The sequence below is a fragment of the Actinoplanes sp. NPDC048796 genome, assembly GCF_040650035.1.
GTDB lineage: Bacteria > Actinomycetota > Actinomycetes > Mycobacteriales > Micromonosporaceae > Actinoplanes.
The window spans coordinates 27,672-46,857 of the sequence record NZ_JBEZGO010000011.1; the positions used below are offsets into that span (position 1 = coordinate 27,672).

The window sequence follows — 19,186 nt, forward strand, 5'->3', positions numbered from 1 at the left end:
ACCTCGCGCCCGACGCGGTCGCGGCCCGGTGGTTCGTAGCTTCGGTGCCTCGTCAACAGCGGAGGGGCACCATGCGGCAACGGGATAGATTCATCGACGGGCTCCGGGCGCTGGCCATCCTCGGGGTCGTGAGTGGACATTGGCTGGTCGGGGCGCTGGTCGCCACCCCGGCCGGCGGGCTGCGGATCGACAGCCCGATGCGTCATCTGAGTGGCTGCACCCGGCCACCTGGTTCCTGCAGATGCTGGGACTGTTCTTCCTCGTCGGCGGCTACACGGCGGCGCAGGGGCTGCGCCGGGCCCGGGAGAAGGGCGAGACCGACGCCCACTGGGTACGCCGCCGGCTGTGGCGGATCGGCCGGCCGGTGGCCGCCGCGGCGGTGATCCTGGCCGTGGCCCTGCCGGTGCTGAGCCTGTTCGGGCTGGGCGCCGGGACCGCCCGTACGACAGTGGTCCTGTTCCTTCAGCCGTTGTGGTTCATGGGCGTGTACGCGGTGATCACCGCGCTCACCCCGTACGCCCTCAAGCTCGACCGGATCGGTGGCCTGCGAGTCGTCCTGGCCTTCGCCGGTGCGGTCGCCGTGGTGGACCTGCTGCGCTTCGGCCCGGCCGCCGAACCGGCCGCCGTCGGCTATCTGAGCGTGCTGCCGGCCTGGTTCTTCGCCTACCAGCTGGGGATGGCCTGGTCGGCCGGACGGGTCGGCCGGCGCGTGGCGGCCGGTCTGCTCGCCGGTGGCCTGGCGACGTTCGTGGTCCTGCTGGCCGTCCTCGACTACCCGGTGAGCATCGTGAGCGTGCCCGGATCCGTACGGTCCAATTCGAACCCGCCGTCGCTGATGGTCCCGGCCCTCGCCGCGATCCAGGCCGGCGCCGCGCTGCTGCTGCGCGCCCGGATCGAGCGGCTGCTGCGCCGGCCGCGCGTCTGGGCCGCGGTGACCGTCCTGAACCTGAGCGCGATGAGCGTGTTCTGCTGGCATCAGGTGGCGCTCGTGGGCGTCTCCGAGGCCGCCCGCCGGCTCGGCACGCTGCCCGGCCTCGGTGACGCGCCGATCGACGGCGGCTGGGTCGCCGCCCGCCTCGCCTGGTATCCGGTGCTCGGGCTCGCGCTGGCCGGCCTCGTCGTGCTGGTGCGCCGGTTCGAGAACCCGGCGCCGGCGCCTATCGAGCCTCGGAGGGACCGGGCCGCCCGGGTGTGACCAGACCGTTCTCGTAGCCGAACACCACGGCCTGGACCCGGTCGCGCAAGCCGAGCTTCTGCAGGATCCGGCTGACGTGGGTCTTGGTGGTCGGCTCCGAGATGAACAGCGTGCCGGCGATCTCGGTGTTGGACCGGCCCTGGGCGAGCAGGCGCAGGACCTCCCGTTCACGGTCGGTCAGGGCGTTCAGCGCGACCGCGCCGGCCGGCCGGCGCGGTCGCGCCTCGACGAAGTTCTCGATGAGCCGGCGGGTGATGCGCGGCGCCAGCAGCGCGTCACCGCCGGCCACCACCCGGACGGCCTGGACCAGCTCGTCGGGCTCGCTGTCCTTGAGCAGGAACCCGCTGGCGCCGGCCTGCAGGGCCTCGTAGATGTAGTCGTCGAGGTCGAACGTCGTCAGCATCAGCACGCGCGGCGTGTGCCCGGCCGGGCGATCCGGGCCGAGCAGGGCCCGGGTGGCGGCGAGCCCGTCGAGCACCGGCATCCGTACGTCCATCAGAACGACGTCGGGCCGCAGCCGGCGGCTGCTGTCCAGGCCGGCCTGCCCGTTCTCCGCCTCGCCGACGACCTCGATGTCGGGTTGCGCCTGCAGGATGGCCCGGATGCCCATCCGGATCATCGCCTGGTCGTCCACGATGAGGGCGCGGATCACTGCTCGGCGCCGATCGGCAGGCGAGCCGCGACCCGGTAGCCGCCGCCGGCGCGGACGCCGGTCTCCAAGGTTCCACCGGCCTGCCGGACCCGTTCCCGCATGCCGGTCAGCCCGTGCCCGGTCACCTCGGAGGACTCCATCGGCTCGGCCGGTCGCGGCGCGGCATCGTTCAGCACGGACAGCACCAGATCACTTCCTTCGACATCGATTTCGATTCGCGTACGGGCTCCGGGCGCGTGCCGGATGACGTTGCTCAGCGACTCCTGGATGAGCCGGTACGCGGTCAGGGCCACCGTCTCCGGCACGGCCGCCGTCCGTACGGCCTCGGCCTGGGCAACCTCGACCGGCAGCCCTGCCCGCTGCGCCGACGCCACCAGGTCCGGCACCCCGTCCAGGCCGGGCACCGGGGCCAGCTCCGCGTCGGCGTCCTCCGCCCGCAGCACCGACAGCAACTGCCGCATCTCGCGCATGGCCGCCCGCGCGCCGGTGGCGATCCGGGTGAACTCCGCCTCCGCCACCGGATCCAGGTTCTCGATCCGGTACGAGGCGGAAGTGGCCTGCATGTGGATGACCGACATGCCGTGCGCCACGACGTCGTGCAGTTCACGCGCGATCCGGGTGCGCTCCTCGGCGACCGCCCGCTGGTTCTGCTCGATCTCGACGTCGCGGCGGGCGTCGGCGAGTTCCCGGCGGACCGCCCGCCACCGGCGGACCAGCAGGACGGCGCCGACGACGAGCGCCGACAACGCCGGGTACAGGATCTCGATCAGCAGGCCGTCGCCGGCCGAACGGCCGTACGGATCGAGCAGCGCCACGATGGGCAGCAGCACCGAGCTCACGCACCAGGTCAGCGCGGCGTCGCGGTCGCTGCAGCGGGCCGCGACCAGCCCGGCGTGCGCGATCAGCGTCAGCAGCCCCGGCACGGTGAGCGGCCACGTCGACACCGAGTCGGGCGGCAGGGCCAGCGCGACGACGACCACAGCCAGCAGCTGCAGGGCGGTCGCCGCGCGCGGCCGGACGAGGACCAGGGGCAGCGCGGCGGCCTGGGCGATGCCGGTGAGCACCGCGACCAGCGGGGGAACGCCGAACACCAGGGCGGACAGCGTCGCGTTCACGGGCAGGGCGACGAGCGCGAGCCCGCCGGCAACCAGCCACCACCGCAACCATTCGTTCGGCGCTGTCACGTGCACACCGTATCCGGAAGATCCACGTCCGGCGTCCGGCCGGCGATGGACACGACCCCCTACCCGAGGATGACGCCGTGGCCGGTGCCCGAGATCCACGCTTGCCGGCATGGACCTGATGAGCCTGCTCACCCCGATGATGACCTCGCCGATGCTGTACCCGCTGCTGGTGGCGCTGGTCGGCGTGGACGGCGTCGTGCCGGTGGTCCCCTCCGAGGCGGCGGTGCTGACGGCCGGCGTGTTCGCCCGCGCCGGCACACCGAACCTGCTGCTGGTCATCGCGGCGGCCGCGGTCGGCGTGTTCGTCAGCGACCACGTGGTGTACGGGCTGGGCCGCACCGCCGCCGGGCCGCGGCTGCTCGGCCGTTTCCCGCGGATCGGCCGGGCCGTGGCCGTGGCCGGGCGGCGGATCGAACGCCGCCCCGGCCTGCTGATCCTGATGTCCCGTTTCCTGCCGGGTGGCCGCCTCGCGACGAACCTCGCCTGTGGCACGGCCCGGTTGCCCCTGTCCCGGTTCAGCCCGGCCTCGGCACTCGCCGCGGTGGCGTGGGCGGCCTACCACGCCGGCCTCGGCGTGCTGGGCGGCGCCGCCTTCGCCGAGAACCCGCTGATCGGCATCGCGATCGGGCTCGGCCTGTCGTCCCTGGTGGGCGGCGTCGTGGCGCTGATCCGCCGCCGGCCCCGGCCTGGCGTGCGTGATTCGTCCCGGCGGCCCTCACGGCAGAGTCACCGTCCTGGTCAATCTCCCGAACCGGGGCGGATCCATCCGGCTCGGAGGGCGACCTCCCTCGCGACCACCACGCTGGGACGATCATTGACCACGGTGAAGTCCTCCAGCGACAGGTCATCGAGTCGGGCCTCCTGCTCGGCCAACCGCTTCAGGTGCCGCTGGGCGCCCGCCTCTCCGTCGCGGTCCCGGAGTCGCCGGCGGACGGTGTCCGGAGCCGCCGTCAACCGGACCAGCTGGACTGCGCAATCGGCGAGGCCGGCCGCGTATCGGGCCCGGAGGGCGAGACTGTCGATGCCCGCGCTGACGACAAGGTGCTCGGCGCCGAGGACCCGGAAGTTGGCCCACACGGCGGTCAGGTTCAGACACTTGAGTTCGTCGTAGAAGCCGCGCTCGCCGAGCGCCGGCGGCGGACCGAACTGGGCCAGCGCGTCGGTGTCGACGACCGCGGTGATGGATCCCGTAGCGGTGAGGAGCCCGCCGATGGCCTGAGCCACCGTGGACTTGCCGACGCCCGCGACTCCGTTGAGTATCAGTGCCCGCTTCACGGTTTCCTCGGTGGCCACGCGGGACGGCTACACGCGGGGTCGTGTGGTGTGCGGATGAGCCGCCGGGCCAGGGCGAGGAAATCCGGTACGGCGGGGTGGCTCGGTGGTTGCTTCCAGGCCAGGTGGACCGGGACAGGTGGTACCCCGGCGAGCGGGATGTAGGCGACGGCCGGATTCGGGTACGTGGCCGCGGTGGCGGTGGTGGTGACGCCGGCCGCCTGGCCGGCGGCGATGGCCGCGATCCAGTCGTCGGTGTTGGCGACCTCGATGATGTGGTCAGGGGTGTCATCCTCAGGCCAGAGGCCGAGAGTCGCGGTGCCGGCGATGGCGTTGAGAGCGATCGGCTGGGCGGTGAGATCGTGCAGGGTGAGTCGTGTTCTCCCGGTGAGGGGGCTGTCGGCGGCGACAGCGGCGACGCGCGGCTCGAGCAGCAGGACCACGGTGTTCACCTCGGCCGGCAGGCCGGGCTCGCCCCGGATGACGGCGACGTCGACGGAGCCACGGTCGAGTCCGGCGGTGCGATCGTCGACGCGCAGGAGCCGCAGGGGAGTGTCCGGGTGCTCCCGCTTCCAGCCCCGCAGCAGTGCCGTGGTGTGTTCGCCCAGTGCCGACCAGGCGTGGCCGAGACGGAGGGGCCAGGTCCCGGCGCGGACCGGGTCGAGTGCCTCGTCGACGGCCGTGACCGCGGCGGCGGCCCGCGGCTGGAACGCGTGTCCGGCGGCGGTGAGTTCTAAGTGATGGGTGGACCGGTCGATCAGACGGACGCCGAGGTGCGCTTCCAGTTGGCGCAGGGTGCGGGAGAGCGCCGGTTGCGTCACGTGCAGCCGGGCCGCGGCGCCGGTGATGGTGCCTTCGGCGGCGATGGCGAGGAAGGCGCGCAGATGCCGCAGCTCCACGGTCATGACAGCCGAGCATAACCACACTGAATTCGGCATTTCCCGGCCGGCCGCCCGGCTCATAACGTCGGTCGCATGGTCAACGTTCTCGACCCCGTCCCCGCTTCGACCAGGCGCGGCGGGGCGGTAGGGCTGGTACTGGGAGCCTTGCTGTCGGGCCCGTTCGGCGGCGCGGTCGCGGCGCTGCTGTTCCCCCGCGTCGGGGTGGACGGAGTCGTGACACTGCGACTGACCATCGCGGCGCTCGTGCTACTGGCGGTGTGCCGCCCCCGCGTACGGGGACATCGGCGCGCGGACTGGTTGTTGGTCGGCGGATTCGGCGCGGCGCTCGCCGGCATGAACACGCTGGCCTACCACGCGATCGCGCTGATCCCGCTCGGTCCCGTGGTGATGCTGGAGGTGCTGGGGCCGCTCGTGCTGTCGGTGCTGACCGCCCGCCGCGCGGCGAGCTGGCTGTGGGCCGGCCTGGCCGCCACCGGGGTGGCGTTGCTGAGCACCGCCGGCTTCGATCGGCTCACCCCGGCCGGGATCGGCTTCGCCGCGGCGGCGGGCGCGGTCTGGGCCGGATACATCGTGGCCAGTGCACGGGCCGGGCAACGGTTTCCCCGGACCGACGGCCTGGCCCTGGCCATGACCGCGGCCGCGGTCATCACTCTTCCCTTCGGCGCCGGCACAGCCGGAACCGCGCTGGTCGACCCGGGCGTCGTGGCGATGGGCGCCGCAGTGGCGCTGCTGTCCTCCGCACTGCCTTACACACTCGAGTCGCTGGCGCTGCGCCGCATGCCCACCACGACCTTCGCCGTCCTGATGAGCCTGGGGCCCGCCGTCGCCGCGCTCGCCGGCTATGTCGTCCTGCACCAGCGGCTCACCCCGGTCGAAGGGCTGGCCATCGCGCTGGTCATCGCGGCCAACGCCGGCGCCGTACGGACGCCGTCCCGGGCGGCATCGGGCTGACCGCCGCCGACGGCGGCGGCTGACAGCCGGGTCATCGCCGGGCGGACCGGATGTCGATGTTCGAGAAGCGGACGAAGCCGTCGTCGCCGTCGGCCAGCTGGACCAGGCCCAGGGTCGTCGTGCCCTTGGTGAGGGCCGGGTCGTCCAGTACGGCGGTGAGAAGCTTCTCGCCGTCCAGCCGTACCGTGGCGATCTCGTCGACGATGTCGATGACGAGCTGGTGCCGGGCGGCGTAGCCGGCCCTCAGCGGGGCGCTGCTGATTGTGCGCACGTCGCCGGACGGCGGGTAGGCGGCGACGGCGATCTCGTCGGCGCAGGCGGTCAGCTCGTAGCGGGCCGGGCCGGTGCGGCGGAACCCGATGAGCGCGCAGGCGTCGTCGCTCAGCTCGTCGTAATGCACCTTGATCGACTGGTTGCCGGCGAAGACGGTGGCCGGTCCGGGACAGGTGACGCCGTCGTTGCCGGGCCCGGTGACGACGGCCAGGCCGTCCTGGCCGAGTTCGCAGCTGTACTCGCCGGTGCGTTTGTCGCGCCACTGCCCGGCTCGGGTGAGGGTGTCGACGACGCGTACCTCGGCCGGCGTGGACGGGGTCCCGGACGACGGCCGGGCGGCGGGCGGGGCGGCTTCGCTGCCGTCGCCGCCGGTCAGGGCCACCACCAGAGCACCCGCGGCCACGGCAACCGCCGCGACCGCCGCGCCGGCGACGCTCAGCCGGTGAACGGCCCGGCGGCGCGCGGGAGCCGGCGCGGCCGAGCCCGCGGTCAGGTGCGGCGAACCGAGCGACGGCGTGGGGCCGGAACCGCGCGGCGGAAGCGGTGGTGCGGTGACTCCGGGGCGGCGCGGTGGGAGCGGCGGCGGCGTGACACCGGGTCGGCCGGTGAGGAGCGCGTCGAGCAGATCCTGGGCGGACGGGCGCTCGGCCGGGTTCTTGGTCAGCGCCCGCCCGACCACCTCGTGGAGGTCGTCCGGAAGTCCGGTCAGGTCCGGCGCGGCGGTCAGGATGCGCACGGCGGTGGCGGTCGGCGTGTCGGCGGCGAACGGCGTACGCCCGGTGGCGGCGTAGGCCACCAGCACGCCCCAGGCGAACACGTCGACGGCGGGGGTGACGGCGCCGCCGTCCAAGCGTTCCGGAGCCATGTAGGAGAGCGTGCCCACCACCTGATCGGTGCGAGTGTGCTCGCTCGTCGACTCGAGCGCCCGCGCGATGCCGAAGTCGATCACTTTCGGGAAGCCCGGCGCGAGAAGGACGTTGCGGGGCTTGAGGTCACGGTGGATGACGCCGGCGCCGTGAATGGCGACCAGCGCGGTGGCCACCCCGACCGCGACGCTGTAGAGGCCACCGTCGCCGAGCGGGCCGTCGCGGGTGACGCGATCGGCCAGGTCGGGGCCGTCGATGTACTCGACGACCAGGTAGGGCGTCTCGTGGTCGGGGTCGGCGTCGAGCACCGCGGCGGTGCAGAACGGAGGGACCTGCCGGGCCCGCTGGACCTCGCTGCGGAAACGCCCGCGGAACTCGACCTGGGCGGCGAACTCGGCCCGGATGATTTTGACGGCCACGGTCCTTCCGCCGCGGTCCTGAGCCAGGTAGACGGCGCCCATGCCGCCCTCGCCGAGCAGTCCGAGGAGCTCGTAGTCGCCCAGCGCCCGCGGGTCGTGGGTACGGAGGGGCTTCATCTGCACGCGGTGGTCTCGCTCCCACGATCGACGTCCTCGATAGCGAGCCGCAATCTAGCAGCCCCGCGCCCGGACCGTCAGACAGTTGCCCGAAGTGAGACAGGACGAGGGCGTACGCATTTAGCGTGACCCTGTGCCCACTAAGTTCCGGCTTCTTCTGCGGACGGCGGTGGCCGGACTTCTCGGCGCCGCCGTGCTCGCCGCCCCCTCGCCCGCCGCCGCGGCCACGCCCACCTTGGATGTCGCCGTCTATGTGGGAGACGGGACCTTCGACCCGCCGGTCGACGGCGGCAACAAGCTCGGGTCCCCGCGGAACATAGCCTTCGACCCGTCGGGCGACATGTACACAGTCGAGGGAATGAGCTGCCGGGTCCTCAAGATCACTCCGGCCAAGGTGATCAGCGTGATCGCCGGCAGCGGGGGATGCGGCGACATTTCTCCGGGGGGCCCGGCCACCCAGGTCGGTTTTCCGCGGTCCGTCGCCCGGCACAACGGCAACACCTATGTGGGCACCGACCGCTACATCTACCAGATCGACCCGCAGGGCATCCTGTCGGTCGTCGCCGGTACCGGAAGCTCCTTCCCCGCCCTGGTCGACGGTCCCGCGGCCGGGCAGGCGGTCTACGACGTGACCCAGATGGCCGTGGTCGGCGACACGCTGTACTTCTGCCAGATGGCGCAGGCCGCCAAGATCGACCTCAACACGATGCAGTTGACCGTCATCGCGGGAAACAGCACCACCATCGCTCCCGCCGTCCCGGGCCCGGCCCTCGCTTCCACCCTGGGCTGGCTCAGCGGCATCGCGGTGGCCGCGGACGACACTGTCTACCTCGCGGACGCGTTCTACGAATCGATCTACAAGATCGCCCCGGACGGCACCCTGTCGGTCCTGGTCACCCTCCCGGCGGGTCACGAGGCGTCCTCACTCCTGATCGGCCCGGTCGGCACCCCGTACGCCGGGAACCTCTACGCCAGCCTCAACACGGAGATGACCATCGTCGAGGTCGACACGACAGCGACGAACGGCAACGCGACTCTCACCGTGGTGGCCGGTAGCGGCTGGACTTTTCCGACCACCACGAAGATGCCGGCCCTGTCCGCGCGCTTGAACCAGACGCAGGGCCTCGGGGTCTCACCGGCCGGTGACTTCTACGCGTCGCTGGCGAACGCGGCCCAGATCGTCGAGCTGACGCCCGCGGGGCCGTCCGCGCCGCAGCCGCCGACCGCGGCCGGTGCGCAGGTCGGCGACGAGAGCGCCGTGGTCAGCTGGACCGCGCCCGGTGACGACGGCGGCTCGCCGGTCACCTCGTACGACGTGCAGGCCTACAGCGGCGGCAACGCGGTCGCGGGCAAGACCTGTACGGCCACCGCGCCCACCCTCACCTGCACCGTCACCGGCCTGACCAACGGCGCTGCCTACACCTACCGGGTCACCGCCACCAACCTGATCGGCACGAGCGCGGAGTCGGTCGCGTCGGCCGCCGTGACGCCGCTCGGCGCCGCCGGCGCGCCCACGGTCGCGAACGTCGCCTCCACCGCCTCCGGTTCGGCCACCCTGACCTGGACGGCGCCGGGCGTCAACGGCGGTTCGCCGGTCACCTCGTACACGGTCCAGGCGTACGCCGCCGGCCAGGCCGTGGCCGGCCGGACGTGCACGGTCAACTCGCCGGCCCTCACCTGCACGGTCACCGGGCTGACCAACGGCACCGCGTACACGCTGCGCGTGACCGCCACCACCAGCGCCGGCCCGGGCGCCGAGTCGGCCGACTCGGCGCCGGTCACCCCGGTCGGGCCGTCCGGCGCCCCCACCACCGTGCTGGTGACCGCCGGCAACGGGCAGGTCGCCGTCAGCTGGACCGCGCCGGGCAACACCGGCGGGGCGCCCATCACGTCCTACACCGCGCAGGCCTATCAGGCCGGCCTGCCGGCCGCCGGCCGGACCTGCACCACCGCGACGCTGTCATGCCTGGTCACCGGGCTCACCAACGGCACCGCGTACACGCTGCGCGTGACCGCCACCACCAGCGCCGGCCCGGGCGCCGCCTCGGCCGACTCGGCGCCGGTCACCCCGGTCGCGCCCGCCGTGCCGGTGACTCCCGCTCCCGGCGCGCCCGGCACCCCGGCGGCCCGAGGCGCCACGTCGTCGATCAAGGTCTCGTGGCCGGCCTCCGCCGGGCAGGTGACCGACTACACCGCGGTCGCCATGCCGGGCGGGAACTCCTGCACGACGACCTCGACCAGCTGCGTGATCGGCGCCGAGGCGGGCCGGGCGTACACGATCACCGTCGTCGCCCACGGGCCGGGCGGCGCCTCGCCGGCCTCGGCCCCTTCGGCGAGCGTCACCCCGACGGCGCCCATCACCCCGCCCGGCCTGCCGGCCAACGTGCCCCCGACGCTGACGACGGACCAGGGACCGCTGTCCCTCGTCCTGCCCAAGCAGGAGATCACCCTCACCGGCTCCGGGTTCGCCCCGAACTCCACCACCAAGGTCACCCTCTACTCGGCCCCGATCGAGCTCGGCACCGTCACCACCGACGCGAACGGCGCCTTCGCGCTGACGGTGGCCGTCCCGGCCGGTGTGCCGGCCGGCGGACACACCATCCTGGCTCAGGGCGTCGATGGCAGCGGCGCCGTCCGGCAGATGGCCCTGCCGGTCATCGTCCCGCCGACCAGCCCGACCAGCTCGGGCGGCGGCGACCAGAACCAGAACACCAAGCTGCCGGTGCCCGCCGGAGGCTCGATCACCTTGCTGAGCACGACCGGTGACCCGGTCGGCACCCTCCCGGTCAAGGGCCAGGGCACGTACGCCCTCGACACGACCACCGGCGTCATCACCTTCGTGCCGGTCGCCGGCTTCGCCGGCCGGGCCACCGCGGTCCAGTACCGCATCACCGACGCCGTCGGCCGGGTCGTCACCGGCAGCTACACCGCCGTGGTGACCGCGGCCGGCACCGGCCAGCCCGGGCCGGGCGCGCCGAGCGGCCCGATCCGGCTGGTCACGCCGGCCCGCCTGATCACCAAGGTCGACGGGACGGCGCTGGTACGTATCACCCACAGCGGGGCGGTGACCGGTCGTAGCACTGTCGTGCTGTGGAGCACCGTCTCGGGCAAGCGGGTCAGCTTCGGCAGCGCCTCCGTCCCGGCCGGCCGCAGCATCGTCGTGCCGGTCCCGCTGAACGCGCTGGGCCGCGCCATGACCGCGCGACCGGGCGGCTATCCCGTCACGGTCGCCGCGACCACCGGCTCGGCGCTGAGGGCCACGGCGGCCACCCGGGTGGTGCTTCAGCACTTCCAGTTGCCGCGCTCGATCTACTTCGCCTCCGGCTCGACGGCCGTGAGCCGGGAGCAGGCGGCGTACCTGACCGGGCTGCGCGCCCGGCTGGGCGGGGTTCGTGCCCTGACCTGCGCCGGCTACACCGACAACCGGGGCAGCGACGCCTACGCGCGAACGGTGAGCACCCTGCGCGCGCGGGTGGTGTGCCGGGCGCTCGCCACCGGTCTCGGCATCCGCATGATCATCGTCGGCCAGGGCAAGGCCACGACCGGCAACGGCACCGAGCCCGGCAAGGCCCGCAACCGCCGGGCCGACATCACGCTGCATTACTAGGTCGTGCACCATGGCGGCATGGCTTTGATGGTGGAGATCCACTTCCCGCTGACCGCCGACGACGAGTGGATCGACGATGTCGGCGACTTCCTCATCGACCTTGAGGAGGAGCTCGGTATCGAGGAGGCCGAGGACGGCGAGGAGTCGGGCGGCGAGTACATCTTCTTCGTCGCCGGCGGCCGCGAGCGGACGCTGCTGGAGGCGGCCTCCCGGGTGGCCACCCGCAAGGGTGTGCCACCGGGCGCCTTCGCGATGATCACCGACACCAACGCGCCGCGGGTCGGCATGGGCCGGCGGGTCGAGCTGCCCATCCGCTGACCGCCGCGCTCACCGAAGCCACCCTCAGCAGCTGATCCGCGCCCCACTTGCTACCGAAACGGCAATCAGTTCTTCTCGCGCGCGCCGTGCGTGCGGCCGACAGGAGGTGTCACCACTCCGTCGGGACTGAAGGACTGATCCGTTCATGCGCAAGGCCGCCGCGCTTGCCCTGGGACTCGCCACCGCTCTGCTCACGGCCTCACCGCTGACCGAGGTCCGCGCGTCGGCGGCCGCCGCCACGCCGGCCCTCGCCGGGCGGATCGCCGCCGTCACGACGGCCAAGCAGATCAACTACTACCCGTCGGCGGCCGGCTGGTCGCGGATGTGGACCTCGTTCGACCCGGTCGTCATCGGTGCCGACCTGGCCAAGGCCCGCGCGCTGGGCGCCGACAGCGTCCGCGTCATCGTGTTCCCCACGGTGTTCGGCTATCCCACGCCCAAGCCCGAGTACGCGGCGAAGCTGGCCACCTTCGTCGCTCTGGCCGGCGAGCACGGCATGACGGTGAAGCTGACCCTGTTCGACTGGTGGAACGGATACTCCGACGTCGCCGGCAGCAGCACCTGGGCGACCGCGCTCCTCAAGCCGTACCGCGACGACAAGCGTGTCATCTCGATCGGGCTGCAGAACGAGCTCGACCCGTCCAACGCCGCCGCGGTGGCCTGGGCGAAGAAACTGCTTCCGGTGGTACGGGCGGTGGTGCCGGCCACCCCGGTCACCATCTCGATCAGCGGGCAGGCCGGCGTCGCGGGCCTGCAGAAGCTGAAGACCGCGCTGGCGGCCACGCCGCTGGACTACTACGACTACCACTTCTACGGCAACTCGCAGAACGCCCTGGCCCTGATCCGGCAGGCGCGGGCCGCCGTCGCGCCGTCACCTTTGGTGATCGGCGAGACCGGCGTCAGCACGCAGTCGGCCGGCGAGGGCGGGCAGGCGGCCTATCTGGCCCGGGTGTTCCAAGGCGCGGCCGCGGCGGGCGTGCGCTCGGTCGCGCCGTGGACGCTCAACGACTTCCGTACCGGCGCCATCCCGCCCTCGGCGGTCGCGAAATCCCCGGTCCAGTACGCGTACGGGCTGCACCGGGTCGACGGCAGCGCGAAGCCGGCGGCCGCCGTGGTCAAGGCCGCCTGGACGGGTAAGGCCTACCCGGCCAGCACCATGGACCTCGGCTTCGAGAACCCGGCCGGGCAGACGCCGTGGACCACCTTCATGCCCGAGCTCGGCGTCGCCACCAGGGTGAACAACGTCGCGCACTCCGGCACGTGGTCGGTGAGGCTCAGCCGTACCGGCAAGAACGCGGCCGGTTCGCCGTCGTACCGGGTCGCGCCCCTGTCGCCCGTACAACCGGGAAAGACCTGGCGAGCCGAGGCGTGGGCGCGCGGCACGGCGGCCACCGGCACGACCCAGGTGGCGCTGAGCTGGTTCGACGTGGACGGCCGCTGGCTCGGCGGCGCCGGCTCGGCCACGCTGCCGGCCGGCACGACGGGCTGGACCCGGCTGACCGTCGCCGCGAAGGCGCCGGCCGGTGCCGCCGGCCTGCAACTGCACCTCAAGTCGGGGGGCAACACCGGCTCGGTCTGGTTCGACGACGTGACGTTGTCCGAGGTGTGACCGCTGGACGGAGGTGCCTATCATCGTCGGCGGATCATGACCGCGATGGGACCTTCAGTTGCCAGGCAGTTCCGAGTTCGAGGAGTTCTACGCCGCCTCGTCGTCGCGGGTGCTGGGGCACCTGTTCCTGATGACCGGCGACCGGGCCGAGGCGGAGGACGCGGTGGCGGAGGCCTTCGCGCGGGCCTGGCAGCGGTGGGCGGTGGTCTCGCGGGCCGACAGCCCGGAGGCCTGGGTGCGTACGGTGGCGACGCGGATCGCCATCAGCGGCTGGCGCAAGGCCGCCAACCGGTTGCGGGCCCACCGCCGGGAGGCCGGCGATCAGGTGCTCGACGGGCTGAGCCCCGACCACGTCGCGCTGATGCAGGCGTTGCGGACGCTGTCGCCGGCCCAGCGCCGCGACATCGTGCTGCACCACCTGGTCGGCCTGTCGGTGGACGAGATCGCCCGGGAGACGGGGACACCGGCCGGTACGGTCAAGGCCCGGCTGTCCCGGGGGCGCAAGGCGCTGGCCTCGCTGCTGGGCGAGCCCGACGTGAGGGGAGTGAGCCGGTGACGCGGCGGCCCGATCTCAACGAGCGCCTGTCCGGCCTGCTGGCCGAGAGCGCCGCGTCGCTGCGCCCTCGCCCGGTCGACGCGGTGGTCCGCCGGGGCCGGCAGCGCCGCTCGCGCCGCCGCGCGGCCGTGGCGGGCGCGCTGACCGTCCTCGCGCTCGCCGGCGGCGCCGCCAGGCTGATGTCCGGGCCGGCCGAACCGCCGCCGGAGCCCCCGGCCGCCCCGGCGTCGCAGCTGCCCGGCGTGTTCGACGGCCGGACCCCGGTCACCCTCACCGTGGTCGCGCCGGCCGGGACGGTCATGGCCGGGTACGACGATGACGATCGGGTTCTCGTCTCCGGCACCGAGGGCAAGGATCCGGAACTGCGCGATCGCTGGCTGGTCGTGCCCGACGGCGCCCTGCGGCTCGCGGTGAAGCGGCCCGGCGGGTGGGTGTGCGCGAGCCGGGAGGACGGCGGTGTCCTCCGCCTCCGCGTGTGCCGGACCGGCGCCGCCGCCCAGCGATTCACCCTCACCACGGCCGGCGACCGTACGTACTCCCTGGTCTGGGGTGGATCGCCGGTCCGGATCGGCGACGGCGGCGCGCTCGTCGCCGGCGGTACCGGCAACCCCGTCGCATTCACCGTGGCCCCCGCCTGAAAGTCGTGTGCAACCGGCGGCGCCCCTCGGGCGTCATCCCCGGACCACACACTTCGGAGGATCATTGTGAGACGACGGATCTGGGCCGCGGCCCTGGCCGGCCTGCTGGCCGTGGGCACGGTCGCGGTGGACGAAGCGAGCGCCGCGGCCCCTACGCCCGGCCGGCAGGACTTCACGCTGATCACGGGGGACCGGGTCGTGCGCAGCGGCGGCCACGTCAGCGTCGACCGGGCGCCCGGCCGCGACCAGGTGACCTTTGTGGAGAGCGCGCACGGCGGGCACCGGTACGTGTTCCCGTCCGACGCGCTCCCGCTCGTCCGGGCCGGCCGTCTCGACCGCCGGCTGTTCGACCTCACCGCCCTGGCCGGTTTCGACTACACCGGGCCGGCCGCCCTGCCGCTGCTGATCGAAGGCACGGCCGCCCCGAAGGCGGCCGAGGTCACGGCGACCCTGCCCAACCTCGACATGGTCGCCGTGCGCGCGAACCGGCAGCAGCGCGACGACCTGTGGGCGGCGCTGACCGCGGGCGGCCCGGCCCAGCGGACCCTTCGGCCCGGCGTCGACCGGGTCTGGCTGGACGGCAAGCGGAAGCTCAACCTGGACCACAGCGTCCCGCAGATCGGCGCCCCGGCCGCCTGGCAGAAGGGCCTCGACGGGACCGGCGTGACCGTCGCCGTGCTGGACAGCGGGGTCGACGCCACCCACCCCGACCTGGCCGGCCGGCTCAAGGAGGTGCGCAACTTCACCGACGCGCCCGACGCCGACGACACCCTCGGGCACGGCACGCACGTCGCCTCCACCATCGCCGGCACGGGCGCCGCCTCGGACGGCCGCTACCGCGGCGTGGCCCCCGGCGCCCAGCTGCTGATCGGCAAGGTCTGCCCCGGCGAGGAATGCCAGGACTCGGCGATCCTGGCCGGCATGGCCTGGGCCGCGTCGCGGGCCCCGGTGGTCAACATGAGCCTGGGCGGCGACGACGAGCCCGGCACCGACCCGATGGAAGCGGCCGTCGACGAGCTGAGCGCCCAGTACCACACGCTGTTCGTCGTCGCGGCCGGCAACGACGGCCACGCGCCGGTGAGCTCGCCCGGATCGGCGGCGGCCGCGCTGTCGGTGGGCGCGGTCGACCGGGACAACGCCATCGCCGACTTCTCCAACTGGGGTCCCGCGGTCGAGGGCGACCTGGTCAAGCCGGAGATCACCGCCCCCGGGGTGGACATCGTGGCGGCCAAGGCGGCGCACGCCACCATCGGCGACCCGGCCGGGAACCCGGCCTACACCAGCCTGTCCGGCACCTCGATGGCGACACCGCACGTGACCGGCTCGGCCGCGATCCTGGCCCAGCAGCATCCGGGCTGGACCGGCCGGCAGCTCAAGACCGCCCTGATGGCCTCGGCCGAGCCGACACCGGGCCTCGAGACGTACGCCCAGGGCGCCGGCCGGGTCGACGTCGCGCGCGCGATCACGCAGACGGTGGCCACCGGCGCCGGCAGCGTCGATTTCGGCACCGTGCGGTTCCCGCACACCGACGACAAACCGATCGCCCGTACGGTCACCTTCCGCAACGACGGCACCTCGCCGGTGACGCTGCGGCTCGCCGTCGAGACCACCGCGCCGGCCGGCCTGTTCACCGTCGATGAGCCCACACTGACCGTGGCCCCGGGCGCGACGGCCACCGCGAAACTCACGGCCGACACCACAGCGGAGACCACCCAGGAGTGGATCGGCGGCCGGATCGTCGCCACGGCCCCGGCCGGGGTACGGGTCGAGGTCCCGTTCGGCGTCCACCGCGAAGGCCCCACCTACACGGTCACCCTGCGCCACACCGGGCACGACGGCGCCGTACCGGCCGATCAGTTCACCGGTTTCACCGATCTGCGAAATTTCGCGTACGCCGAGGCCACCGGCTCCACGATCCGGCTGCCCGCCGGCACGTACGGCGTCAGCAGCACCGTCACCGGCGCTGACGGTTCCACCTCCCTGCTCGTGCAGCCCCGCCTGGTCGTCGACCACGATCTGACGGTCGACCTCGACGCGCGCCGGGCGAAACCGGTAGCCGTCTCCGTACCCGACAAGAGGGCCGAGGCGACCTTCACCGCGATCCGCGGCACCTGGCTCTCCCCCGAGGGGATCTTCAGCGACACCGCCATCAACGGCCCCGGCCCCGGCCTCTCCTTCGCCGAGGTCGGCGACCACAGCGCCGAACCGCTGTTCCACTCGGCCGTCACGACGACCCTGACCTCGCCCACCTCGTCGTTCCGGCTGCACTGGCCGCGCGACGGGCGCTTCCCGACCGGCGTCGCGAAGGCGTACCAGCGCCGGGACCTCGCCGCGATCGCCGGCACCTACGCCCGGTCGGCCGGCCGCGCGCCCGGAATGGTGGGCTTCACCGCCCTCTCCCGCCGCGACGGGCAGCTCGTCGAGACCGGTTACAGCCCCGACACGCGGATCACGATGCCGGCGTCCCGCACCGACTTCGTCAACACCGACAACGGGATCCTCTGGTCGGCCGGCTTCGGCGAGTACGACGTGGACGCCGACGTCTACCTCGGATTCGCGCAGCGCTCCCCGGCCCAGTACCGGCCGGGCCGGACCTACCGGCTGGCGTGGAACAGGGCCGTGTTCGCGCCGTCGGTGGCGGCCGGCTCGGTCACCCGCGAGGGCGACACCATCAGCGTCGACCTGCCCTCGTACGTCGACGCGTCCGGCGTACGGGTGAACGGCGTCACCGCCGCACCCCGCACCATCACGCTCTACCGGGCCGGCCAGACGATCGGCACGATCGACGAGAACGCCGAGCAGCCCCGCCAGTTCACCGTGCCCGCGGCGGCCGGCGCGTACCGGATGACGGCGACGGCGAAGCGGACGGCCCCGTACGAGCTGTCGACGTCGGTGACCAGCACGTGGACCTTCCGATCCGGATCGACGGCCAAGGCCACACCACTGCCCTTGCTGACCGTACGGATGTCGCCCGCGCTGGGCCTCGCCAACAGCACACCGCGGGGCCGGTCGTTCCCCGTACCGCTGACCTTCGAATCCCAGCCCGGCGCCACACCGGGCAATGTCACTTCGGTATCGGCCCAGGTCTCCTACGACGACGGCAGAACCTGGCAGAACGCCACAGTGCGGGGCCACGGCACCACCCGCGTGGCCTGGGTCCACCACCCCCGGACCGCCGGCTTCGCCTCCCTGCGCACAACCGCCCACACCTCAACCGGCAACACCGTCGAACAGACCGTCATCCGCGCCTACCGCATCGCCTGAACGCCCCGGCACCCTCCGGCCGGGGTGGACGAGTGTCGATATCGTCGCGGGCGGGTGAGACTGCCCGCCCGCGAGGAGGTTGACGATGAACAGCCCGATCGATCCGTCCGGCCCGGGTGGCACGCTGGCCGACGTGGTGGCCGCGCTGGGCCGCGCACAGGCGCCCTCCGGCGAGCGACAGGAGCCGGACCCACCGGTCGGTGCGGGCGAAGCCGCGGACGGGCGGATCCGGGTCCGGGCGGTGCCGCCCGGGCGGATCGAGAACCTCGAGCTCGACCCTTCGGTGCTACGGCTGGCCGGTGGGGAACTGGCGCGGGAGATCGAATCGGCCGTCAACGCCGCGCTGGCCGACCTGCAGGGCCGGGCCGGCGCCCTCGCCGGTTCGGCCGATCTCGGTACCCTCACCGACCAGCTCAAGGACATCCAGTTCAACGCCGAGCGCCAGTTCGCGAAGCTGACCGCGTCGCTGGCCGAAGCGCAGGAACAGCTCACCCGCCGGGCCGGTGACCGATGACCGGCTTCTCGATCGATCCGGAGCGGCTCGCCGCGTCCGGGTCCGCTCTGCGGGGCGTTGCCGCGCGGCTCTCCTCGGAGCTGGCGTCCTTCCGGTCCGAGCTGGCGGGCTACGGCACGCCCTGGGGGAGCGACGACATCGGGTCGCTGATCGGTGCCGCCCACGACGAGGTGTCCTCCTGGGCGTTCGAGTGCTACCAGGACGCCCTGGACGAGATGGCCCTGGCCGGCGAAGACGTGATGGACATCAGCGCGCGGTACACCGAGGCGGACGAGAACGCCAGCCGCCGGTTCCACGGTCTGCTCACCGAACCGGGGGACTGAACCGTGGGCATGGAGATCCCGGGCGAGCTCCGGTCGCTGCTCGGGGTGCTCGGCTACAACTGGCCGGAGGCCGACGAGACCGCGCTGGTCGAGATGGGGCAGGCGTGGATCTCGTTCTCCGACCGGCTCGAGGCGATCGTGTCGGACGCGACGTCGACCGCCGGCGAGGTGTGGACCGATCACGAGGGCGAGGCGGTGGCCGCGTTCCAGGCGTGGTGGGCCAGAGAGGACAGCCCGGCCCGGACGCTTCTGGACGGTGCGAACGCCGCCACGCTGACCGGTACCGGCCTGACGATCTGTGGCGGGATCGTGCTCGCCCTCAAGGTGGCCGTCATCGCCCAGCTCGCCATCCTGGCCGCGGCGATCGCGCAGGCGCTGGCGACGGCGGTGCCCACGTTCGGCGCGAGCCTGGCCGAGATCCCGATCTTCCAGAAGCTGACCCGGACGGTCGTCGGAAACCTCGTGCAGGAGGCCATCGTCCAGTTGCTGGACGGGTGACCGAACATGGCGAAGGGCTCCGGCCGCC

Annotated in this window: 16 protein-coding genes; 12 read left to right on the plus strand and 4 right to left on the minus strand. The window is 73.2% G+C overall.

Going from position 1 to position 19,186, the window contains the following annotated elements:
- Window positions 1–139: 139 nt before the first annotated feature.
- Window positions 140–1,195 (plus strand): acyltransferase, encoded by a 1,056-nt coding sequence (locus tag AB0C26_RS34410; RefSeq protein ID WP_360256165.1) that lies wholly within the window; start codon window positions 140–142, stop codon window positions 1,193–1,195.
- Here the strand turns inward: AB0C26_RS34410 and AB0C26_RS34415 are convergent.
- Both AB0C26_RS34415 and AB0C26_RS34420 read right to left on the minus strand, forming a co-directional pair.
- On the minus strand, window positions 1,158–1,847 hold the full coding sequence (locus tag AB0C26_RS34415; protein ID WP_360256167.1) for a response regulator transcription factor: 690 nt from the start codon (window positions 1,845–1,847) through the stop codon (window positions 1,158–1,160). The genes AB0C26_RS34410 and AB0C26_RS34415 overlap by 38 nt on opposite strands.
- Window positions 1,844–3,031 (minus strand): histidine kinase, encoded by a 1,188-nt coding sequence (locus tag AB0C26_RS34420; protein WP_360256169.1) that lies wholly within the window; start codon window positions 3,029–3,031, stop codon window positions 1,844–1,846. Before AB0C26_RS34420 ends, AB0C26_RS34415 begins: the two co-directional genes overlap by 4 nt.
- A gap of 109 nt (window positions 3,032–3,140) precedes the next feature.
- On the opposite strand from AB0C26_RS34420, the gene AB0C26_RS34425 reads away from it, so the two are divergent.
- Entirely contained in the window at window positions 3,141–4,142 is a 1,002-nt protein-coding gene (locus tag AB0C26_RS34425; RefSeq protein ID WP_360256171.1) for a VTT domain-containing protein, read from the plus strand.
- Window positions 4,143–4,302: 160 nt separating this feature from the next.
- Here AB0C26_RS34425 and AB0C26_RS34430 read toward each other — a convergent pair whose 3' ends face one another.
- Window positions 4,303–5,208, minus strand: coding sequence for a LysR family transcriptional regulator (locus AB0C26_RS34430; protein WP_360256173.1), 906 nt, complete (start codon window positions 5,206–5,208; stop codon window positions 4,303–4,305).
- Window positions 5,209–5,277: 69 nt separating this feature from the next.
- On the opposite strand from AB0C26_RS34430, the gene AB0C26_RS34435 reads away from it, so the two are divergent.
- Window positions 5,278–6,156, plus strand: coding sequence for an EamA family transporter (locus tag AB0C26_RS34435; RefSeq protein WP_360256176.1), 879 nt, complete (start codon window positions 5,278–5,280; stop codon window positions 6,154–6,156).
- Window positions 6,157–6,187: 31 nt separating this feature from the next.
- Here the strand turns inward: AB0C26_RS34435 and AB0C26_RS34440 are convergent, their stop codons facing one another.
- Window positions 6,188–7,831, minus strand: coding sequence for a serine/threonine-protein kinase (locus AB0C26_RS34440; RefSeq protein ID WP_360256615.1), 1,644 nt, complete (start codon window positions 7,829–7,831; stop codon window positions 6,188–6,190).
- Window positions 7,832–7,964: 133 nt separating this feature from the next.
- Between AB0C26_RS34440 and AB0C26_RS34445 the strand changes: the two genes are divergently transcribed.
- The 9 genes from AB0C26_RS34445 (at window position 7,965) to AB0C26_RS34485 (ending at window position 19,158) form a co-directional block, all read left to right on the plus strand.
- Entirely contained in the window at window positions 7,965–11,438 is a 3,474-nt protein-coding gene (locus tag AB0C26_RS34445; RefSeq protein WP_360256178.1) for a fibronectin type III domain-containing protein, read from the plus strand.
- 18 nt (window positions 11,439–11,456) lie between these two features.
- Window positions 11,457–11,756 (plus strand): hypothetical protein, encoded by a 300-nt coding sequence (locus AB0C26_RS34450; RefSeq protein ID WP_360256182.1) that lies wholly within the window; start codon window positions 11,457–11,459, stop codon window positions 11,754–11,756.
- A gap of 145 nt (window positions 11,757–11,901) precedes the next feature.
- Window positions 11,902–13,365 (plus strand): glycosyl hydrolase, encoded by a 1,464-nt coding sequence (locus AB0C26_RS34455; RefSeq protein WP_360256185.1) that lies wholly within the window; start codon window positions 11,902–11,904, stop codon window positions 13,363–13,365.
- Between the two features lie 58 nt (window positions 13,366–13,423).
- Complete coding sequence (locus AB0C26_RS34460) at window positions 13,424–13,921, plus strand: SigE family RNA polymerase sigma factor (protein ID WP_360256187.1); 498 nt, start codon at window positions 13,424–13,426, stop codon at window positions 13,919–13,921.
- Entirely contained in the window at window positions 13,918–14,559 is a 642-nt protein-coding gene (locus tag AB0C26_RS34465) for a hypothetical protein (RefSeq protein ID WP_360256189.1), read from the plus strand. Before AB0C26_RS34460 ends, AB0C26_RS34465 begins: the two co-directional genes overlap by 4 nt.
- Window positions 14,560–14,625: 66 nt before the next feature.
- On the plus strand, window positions 14,626–17,823 hold the full coding sequence (locus AB0C26_RS34470) for a S8 family serine peptidase (RefSeq protein ID WP_360256192.1): 3,198 nt from the start codon (window positions 14,626–14,628) through the stop codon (window positions 17,821–17,823).
- A gap of 85 nt (window positions 17,824–17,908) precedes the next feature.
- Window positions 17,909–18,337 carry a YbaB/EbfC family DNA-binding protein gene (locus AB0C26_RS34475; RefSeq protein WP_360256195.1) on the plus strand — a complete coding sequence of 143 codons (429 nt, stop codon included), beginning with the start codon at window positions 17,909–17,911 and terminating at the stop codon, window positions 18,335–18,337.
- Entirely contained in the window at window positions 18,334–18,660 is a 327-nt protein-coding gene (locus AB0C26_RS34480; protein ID WP_360256197.1) for a hypothetical protein, read from the plus strand. The genes AB0C26_RS34475 and AB0C26_RS34480 overlap by 4 nt, the downstream gene beginning before the upstream one ends.
- Before the next feature lie 3 nt (window positions 18,661–18,663).
- Complete coding sequence (locus AB0C26_RS34485) at window positions 18,664–19,158, plus strand: hypothetical protein (RefSeq protein ID WP_360256199.1); 495 nt, start codon at window positions 18,664–18,666, stop codon at window positions 19,156–19,158.
- Window positions 19,159–19,186 lie beyond the last annotated feature (28 nt).

What these genes read in the sequence shown, in the direction of transcription:
- AB0C26_RS34425 (WP_360256171.1), top strand. Translation starts at nt 3,141, where the DNA reads ATGGACCTGATGAGCCTGCTCACCCCGATGATGACCTCGCCGATGCTG.
- AB0C26_RS34430 (WP_360256173.1), bottom strand. Translation starts at nt 5,208, where the DNA reads ATGACCGTGGAGCTGCGGCATCTGCGCGCCTTCCTCGCCATCGCCGCC.
- AB0C26_RS34435 (WP_360256176.1), top strand. Translation starts at nt 5,278, where the DNA reads ATGGTCAACGTTCTCGACCCCGTCCCCGCTTCGACCAGGCGCGGCGGG.
- AB0C26_RS34440 (WP_360256615.1), bottom strand. Translation starts at nt 7,831, where the DNA reads ATGAAGCCCCTCCGTACCCACGACCCGCGGGCGCTGGGCGACTACGAG.
- AB0C26_RS34450 (WP_360256182.1), top strand. Translation starts at nt 11,457, where the DNA reads ATGGCTTTGATGGTGGAGATCCACTTCCCGCTGACCGCCGACGACGAG.
- AB0C26_RS34455 (WP_360256185.1), top strand. Translation starts at nt 11,902, where the DNA reads ATGCGCAAGGCCGCCGCGCTTGCCCTGGGACTCGCCACCGCTCTGCTC.
- AB0C26_RS34475 (WP_360256195.1), top strand. Translation starts at nt 17,909, where the DNA reads ATGAACAGCCCGATCGATCCGTCCGGCCCGGGTGGCACGCTGGCCGAC.
- AB0C26_RS34480 (WP_360256197.1), top strand. Translation starts at nt 18,334, where the DNA reads ATGACCGGCTTCTCGATCGATCCGGAGCGGCTCGCCGCGTCCGGGTCC.